Source organism: Archangium sp., assembly GCF_036389735.1.
GTDB lineage: Bacteria > Myxococcota > Myxococcia > Myxococcales > Myxococcaceae > Archangium.
The window spans coordinates 1-5925 of record NZ_DASVWK010000328.1 but is presented as its reverse complement, the minus strand read 5'-3'; the positions used below and the strand labels follow the sequence as shown (position 1 = coordinate 5925).

The following is a 5925-nucleotide window of genomic DNA, read 5'->3' as shown; positions in this document are numbered from 1 at the left end:
ACCGGGCAGCGTCCGGACGCAGTAACCACTGTTCGAGCCAATGTTCTGCTGGGACGCATTCAGCAACGGCTGGTCAAACACGAACATGTCGCCCGGAGAATCGCCCGGCTCGCCCAGATCAACCGGCTTGGCGATGCCACTGCGGGCATCGGCGATGGTGGTCAGCGTCCAGGATTCCTCCGCATGACCCGTCACGCAGCCCAGCACCGGCATGATGAAAACAGCCATCAGTATGACCTTGCGCATCTTGTTTCTCCTTTGGGTTTGCTCGTCCTGATTGTTCATGGAACCTCCACGCGCACTGCTCCCACGAGCCCTGGTGCGCCCACGGATACGGCCAGCGCCTCACGGGCTACCGTTTCCTCCGTCTTCACGAGGCACCGGAGAGGCCCTGGTGCCGGTTCGTGCAGCCCAGCTACGGAAGGCATCACTCCTCGGCGGAGGCAGCTCGCCAGCGCGATGAGCTGGACCACGGGAGCCGATGCGCCGAGCTGTCCCATCGCGGAGGCTGTCGACGTCAGGCACGCCCCCTCGGGAACGAGCCTCGCGAGCACCTTCCTCTCCGCGGCGTCGAACTCCACGTCCGCGCGCCCCGCTCCGTCGATGAGAGACACCCCGGGCGTCAGCAGTCCCGCCGCCACCCTCGCGAGCGTCTCCGAGCGTGGCGCTCCCTGGCTGCCGTCCGCCCCGTCCGCCGCCTCGGCCCACGCCAGCGCCCGCGTCCCGGCGTGCTCCACCGGCTCCAGTACCACCGCCGCCACGGCCTCCCCAGGGACGAAACCCGCCGCTCGCACGCTGTACGGAGCCTCCAGTGCCTCCAGGCCCGCGTGATTCGCCACGCCGCTCGCGCCCAGCTCCACCAGCACCTCGGGCTCCAGCAGCGTGTCCTCCGCGAGCACGATGGCCACGTCCACCGCCCCCACCGCGAGCGCTCGCTGTGCCGACGCGAGTGCCTGTGCCCCAGCGTTCGCTCCTCCGAAGGTCATCCCCTCCCCGCGCGCCTTCAGCGCCACGGAGACCAATGCGTGCGCGTTGTTCGACAGGTGTTGGAGCATCCAGAACGGGTGCAGATCCTTGAGCCCGCGCTCCCAGGACTCGCGGCCGTCCGGCGCCTGCTTCTCGAGCGCCGGCATCATCTCCTCCCAGTGCGCGCGCAGCCCACCGAAGCCCGCGAAGAGGCCCACGCGGTCCCCTCCCTGGACTCCCGCCTGTTCCGCCGCCTCGCGTGCCACCTCCAGGGCGAAGCGGCCCATCCGGCGCAGGAACCGTCCTTCCCGAGACCGTGTCGGCTGCACCCCGAGCGGTGCCACCAGGCGGCACGCATACGCTTCCGCCGCGAAGCCCTCGGGGGGCCGGGCCGCGCGCTCTCCCGCGAGCAGCCTCGTCACGCCCTGCTCCACCGTTACGCCGAGGGGCGTCCGCCACGCCCAGCCCGTCACCGCCGCCTTCATGTCGCCCTCCCGAGCGCCACGGTGACGTTCTGCCCACCGAAGCCGAACGAGTTGGAGAGCACCACGTCCACCCGAGCCTCGCGTGGCGTGGGGCCGATGATGTCCAGGTCGCACTCCGGATCCCGCTCCAGCAGGTTCGCGGTGCCCGGGAGCAGGTCGCGCTCGAACGCAAGCAGGCTCGCGGCGAGCTCGATGGCCCCCGACGCGGCCATCAGGTGTCCCACCGCGCCCTTGATGGAACTCACCGCCACCTGCTCGGCGTGTGGACCGAGCGCTCCCCGGATGGCCTTCACCTCGGCGGGGTCATTGAGCGGGGTGCCCGTGCCATGGGCGTTGATGTACCCCACCGCTTCTGGAGGCAGGCCCGCGTGGCGCAGCGCCCGCTCCAGGGCCCGTCGCGCGGCGGAGCCATCCGGCCGAGGCGCCGTCACCCGGTACGCGTCCTGCGTGCGCCCCCAGCCCAGGATGCGCGCCAGGGCCCGGACACCGCGCCGCCGTGCGCGCTCCTCGGACTCCACGATGAACATCGCCGCGCCCTCGCCCACCGCCAGCCCGTCCCGGCGCCGATCGAAAGGCCGGCACGCGTCCGGGGCATTGCGCGGAGACGGCGCCCCCAGTCGGGACATGCCTCCGATGCCGAGTGGGTTCACCATGGAGTCCGCCGCACCGCACAGCACCACCGAGGCCTCTCCTCGCTCGATGAGCGCGGCGGCATGTGCCACGGCGAGCCCCCCGGCCGCACAGGCCGAGACATGCACTGTCGTCCCACCTCGAAGTCCGAGCTGCTCCCGGATGGTTTCGGCCGCCAGGTCGAGCCGTGCTCGGAAGCGGACCGGGGGCAGGGGCGCCTCCGGCTCCCGGGTCCAGAGGATGCGGCCCTCATCGAACAAGGAGCCGAAGTCGTCGAGGAACGCCTGCTCCAGCCCGAGCGCCACGGACAGCGCCGCCTGCTGTTCCTCGGGACCGCACCGAGCGTTCCGCCACGCCTCCTCGGCCGCGAGCAGCCCGAAGGCCAGCTTGCGATCCCGGATCGCCCCGCGCTTGCCGAGGTGAGGCTCGAACGGGGGAACCTCGCCCGCCACCTGTATCGGAAACGTGCGCGCGTCGAAGGAACGGATGGGACCGACCGCGCCGCGCCCCTCGACGAGCCCCTCGAAGAACGCGGGTGCCCCCACGCCGAAAGCGGACACCACTCCGACACCCGTGATGACGGCTCGGCTCATGGTGCCACTCCCGCCAGTTCCACGAGCCCCAGCTCCCCATCCACACCCAGTGAGAGCACCAGAACGCGGCGTGCTCGCCCCTCCGCGAGCAGATCCACCGCCGCCGCCCACGCCAGCGCGGGAGACGCGGCCAGGGTCTCGCCCAGCACCCGCACGGTGTCCGAGACAGGCACGCCCAGCCGAGCGGCCTCGTCTCCAAGCTCCCCGGCTCGTCCCGGCCCCCAAGCCGCGGTGAGCACGGCGTCCACGCGTCCGTGGCTCCCGGCGAGTCCCCGCGAGAGCCCATCCTCCGGCAAGACCTCGCAGCGTTCGAGCCAGGCCAGCGCCGTGTCCTCGGGCCGCGAGGAGATCGCGAGCAGTCCCGCGCCCTCTCCCGGTACCAATCCCCGGGTGGCGAAGCCCTCTCGTCCCAGCTCGGCCCAGGTCACCGGGTGCAGGGCCGAGTCCGCGCCTCCCGCCAGGGCGCGCTCGCACTCCCCCGTGGCCACGGTCGCCACCGCCTCGCGCAGCGCGCGCACCGTCCCACCTCCTCGCGAGAAGAAGGCGCCGTTCGGTCCTCCCACGCCCTCCAGGATGCTCCCGTGGCAGAGCGTGAAGTTGTTCATCAACTGGAAGGCGAAGAGCGGGTTGCAGGCGGCGAGCCCCTCCCCGCCGAACCGCTCGAGCGAGAGCGTCCCTCCCTCGATGCTGGCCTGGAGCATGGCCGTCAGCTCGTCCATGGCACCACCCGAGGCCCCCACGCCCAGGAAGGCGCCGATGTCCTCCCGCCCCTGGCTCCAGCGCGCCTCACGAAGGGCCTCGCGCATCACCACCGCCGCCAACCGGGCGCCGCGAGACATGAGCTTGCGCTGGCGTCCATCTCCCGCGTCCTGGGTGGGTGCGAGCGTTGGGACCTCGGCCGCCTCGACGCCGGGATGGGTCGCCGCGAGCGCATGTAAGGTGGAGCGCAGGGGCTTCCCCGCCACCACCGCGCCGCCCAGCCCGCGCCACCCGAGCCCGAAGGTACTCACCGCGGCCGCTCCGACGATGGCCACCCTGGACGTGCGCCCCGTCATGCGCAGCGCCGGACCACGAGGCTCGTGTTCGCCCCGCCGAAGGCGAAGGCATTCACCAGCGCGGTCCCGGCCTCCTGGTACACCGCCTCCCCCATGACGTGCGGGAGGTCACAGTCCGGGTCCGGTGTCTCGAGCCCGGCCGAGGGCAGCATCCGCCCACCCACCACCGCCTCGTACGCGCAGACGAGCCCCAGGGCACCCGCCCCCGCCACCCAGTGCCCCAACGCCCCCTTCACGCTGGCCACGCGCGCCCTCGCCAGCCCATCCCCGAGCACCGCGCGCAGGGCCTTGGCCTCGACGGGATCATTGAGCGGCGTGGAGGTGCCGTGCGCCTGCACGTAGTCCACCGTCTCCACCCCCGCGTCCCGCAGCGCGGCCCGCATGGACCGCCGAGCCCCATCCCCCTCCGGGTCCGGCGCGGTGAGGTTGTAGGCATCGAGCGAGCGCCCCACGCCCGCGATCTCCGCCTCCGCGCCGCCGCGCTCGACCGACAGCACCACCACGGCCGCCCCCTCGCCCACCACGAAACCGTCCCGGCGAGCATCGAAGGGGCGGGAGCACCCCTTGGCGCTCAAGATGCCCAGGTGCCCGAAGCCCGCCAGCATCAGCGGATCCACGTCCGCGCCCACGCCACCGCACAGGGCCACGTCGCAGAGGCCGAGCCGCAGGGTGCGCACCGCCTCGATGATGGCCGCGCTGCCGGAGGCACACGCCAGCGACACGGTCTGCGCGGGGCCTCGTGCATTCCACTCTCCGGCGAGCACCGAGGCCACCGACGCCGGAGACACCACCGAGGCGTTGATCCTCGACGCCATCGCGGGAGCCCGGGCACCGAAACGGACATGGTCGAACGTCCGCCCTCCTCCGGCCGCCTGGGCCAGCTCGCATACGGTGGCGAGCGTGGCCCGCCCGGACTCGGCGCCGATGAACACCCCGAGCCGTTCGGGCGCCACGGACCCCCCCGCTCGAGCCCACGCCTCCCGAGCCGCACGCCGTGCGAGGCCCAGCCGGCGATCCGGCCCCTCCAGCTCCGCATCGAGCACGGGAGCACCCACCGTGCAGGGGAAACCCTCCACGTCGAAGTGGGTGATGGGGGCGATGGCGCTCCGTCCCCCGGCGAGGGCCTCCGCGGTCGAGGGCCAGTCCCGCCCCAGCGCGGACACCACGCCCACGCCCCGGACGAAGACGCGCCGGGAGTTCACGGCTCCTCCGAGGACCCGTGGAGCCATACGTTGAGAACCTCGCGACGTTTGGCGATCAGCGAGGCGTGCTTCACCTGCACGAAGGCGAAGGTGAGCTCGGCCTCGGCGACGAGCTGCTCGTCCACGCGCGCGAACGCCCGCACCTGCCCGCCGTCCTCGCTGGCGGTGAGGCCCTTGGCCTCCAGGAGCATCTTGTCCCCTGGCCGGACGAGCCGCCGAAACCTGGCGCGCTCCACCGACACCAGCAGCGCGTGCAGGTCCGAGCGTCCCCGGGAGCGCATCGTGGCCTCCAGCAGCACACCGCCGAGCTGTGCGAGCGACTCGAGGATGAGCGCGCCGGGCAGCACCGGGTGCCCCGGGAAGTGGTCGACGAAGACGTCATCGGCGAGCGAGACGCACTTGACGCCCAGGGCCTGCTCGGGCGGGTGCAGCTCGGAGATCCGGTCCAACAGCACGTAGCGCATGCGAGTCCGGGAGCATAGCTCGCCCGCGAGGGTCGCCGAGGGGTTCTCCTGCGTGGAATCGCTTGACCCGGCCAGGGGGGGCGGTGCCTTGATGACACTTCCCTCCCCTGACATCCCCTGGAGCCTCGATGGACTGCACCACCTGCGGACCAACGCCCACGCCTCGGAAGGACCGTCCCCACACCTTCCTGCTGCACGAGATGTCCCGGTGCCCGACCTGCCGCACCGAGGTGGAGGGCCGCATCGTGCTGCGCGACGAGCAGGTGTACTCGCTCCAGCACTGCACGACCTGTGGCCCCTCGGAGCTGCGCGTCGCCAACGATGCGAAGGCGTACATCCAGACATTCCTCGCGCGGGGCGAGGTACCGGAGGGGCTCCAGGGAGACCACATCTTCAAGCACACCACCTCCACGTGTCCGCACTGCCTGGCGTTGGTCCGGGCCGAGGTGGTCATCCGCGCGGGCAAGGTCTTCTTCAAGAAGACGTGCGAGAAGTGCGGCCCTTCCGAGGCGCTCGTCTCCGAGGACGCG

Annotated in this window: 6 protein-coding genes and 1 pseudogene; 1 reads left to right on the top strand and 6 read right to left on the bottom strand. The window is 72.1% G+C overall.

All coding sequences use genetic code 11. From position 1 onward, the window contains the following. The 6 genes and pseudogenes from VF794_RS11585 to VF794_RS11560 form a co-directional block, all read right to left on the bottom strand. Window positions 1-285: pseudogene (locus tag VF794_RS11585) on the bottom strand (hypothetical protein); the annotation flags it as partial. Next, window positions 282-1451: a beta-ketoacyl synthase N-terminal-like domain-containing protein gene (locus tag VF794_RS11580; protein WP_331109694.1), complete on the bottom strand. Its 1170-nt coding sequence runs from the start codon at window positions 1449-1451 to the stop codon at window positions 282-284. The gene VF794_RS11580 and the pseudogene VF794_RS11585, both read right to left, overlap by 4 nt. After that, the gene (locus tag VF794_RS11575) at window positions 1448-2674 is read right to left on the bottom strand and encodes a beta-ketoacyl-[acyl-carrier-protein] synthase family protein (protein WP_331109693.1); all 1227 of its coding nucleotides are present in this window, start codon (window positions 2672-2674) and stop codon (window positions 1448-1450) included. Before VF794_RS11575 ends, VF794_RS11580 begins: the two co-directional genes overlap by 4 nt. Continuing rightward, window positions 2671-3729 (bottom strand): beta-ketoacyl synthase N-terminal-like domain-containing protein, encoded by a 1059-nt coding sequence (locus VF794_RS11570; RefSeq protein ID WP_331109691.1) that lies wholly within the window; start codon window positions 3727-3729, stop codon window positions 2671-2673. Before VF794_RS11570 ends, VF794_RS11575 begins: the two co-directional genes overlap by 4 nt. Beyond that, a complete protein-coding gene (locus tag VF794_RS11565) occupies window positions 3726-4931 on the bottom strand; it encodes a beta-ketoacyl-[acyl-carrier-protein] synthase family protein (protein ID WP_331109689.1) in 1206 nt (401 codons plus the stop codon). Before VF794_RS11565 ends, VF794_RS11570 begins: the two co-directional genes overlap by 4 nt. Continuing rightward, window positions 4928-5395 (bottom strand): hypothetical protein, encoded by a 468-nt coding sequence (locus VF794_RS11560; RefSeq protein WP_331109687.1) that lies wholly within the window; start codon window positions 5393-5395, stop codon window positions 4928-4930. Before VF794_RS11560 ends, VF794_RS11565 begins: the two co-directional genes overlap by 4 nt. Window positions 5396-5523: 128 nt before the next feature. Here VF794_RS11560 and VF794_RS11555 point away from each other — a divergent pair. Further along, the coding region (locus VF794_RS11555; RefSeq protein WP_331109685.1) for a hypothetical protein at window positions 5524-5925 on the top strand (402 nt) is incomplete at its 3' end.

Coding starts and splice junctions, on each gene's coding strand:
- VF794_RS11560 (WP_331109687.1), bottom strand. CDS start 5,395: ATGCGCTACGTGCTGTTGGACCGGATCTCCGAGCTGCACCCGCCCGAG.
- VF794_RS11570 (WP_331109691.1), bottom strand. CDS start 3,729: ATGACGGGGCGCACGTCCAGGGTGGCCATCGTCGGAGCGGCCGCGGTG.
- VF794_RS11575 (WP_331109693.1), bottom strand. CDS start 2,674: ATGAGCCGAGCCGTCATCACGGGTGTCGGAGTGGTGTCCGCTTTCGGC.
- VF794_RS11580 (WP_331109694.1), bottom strand. CDS start 1,451: ATGAAGGCGGCGGTGACGGGCTGGGCGTGGCGGACGCCCCTCGGCGTA.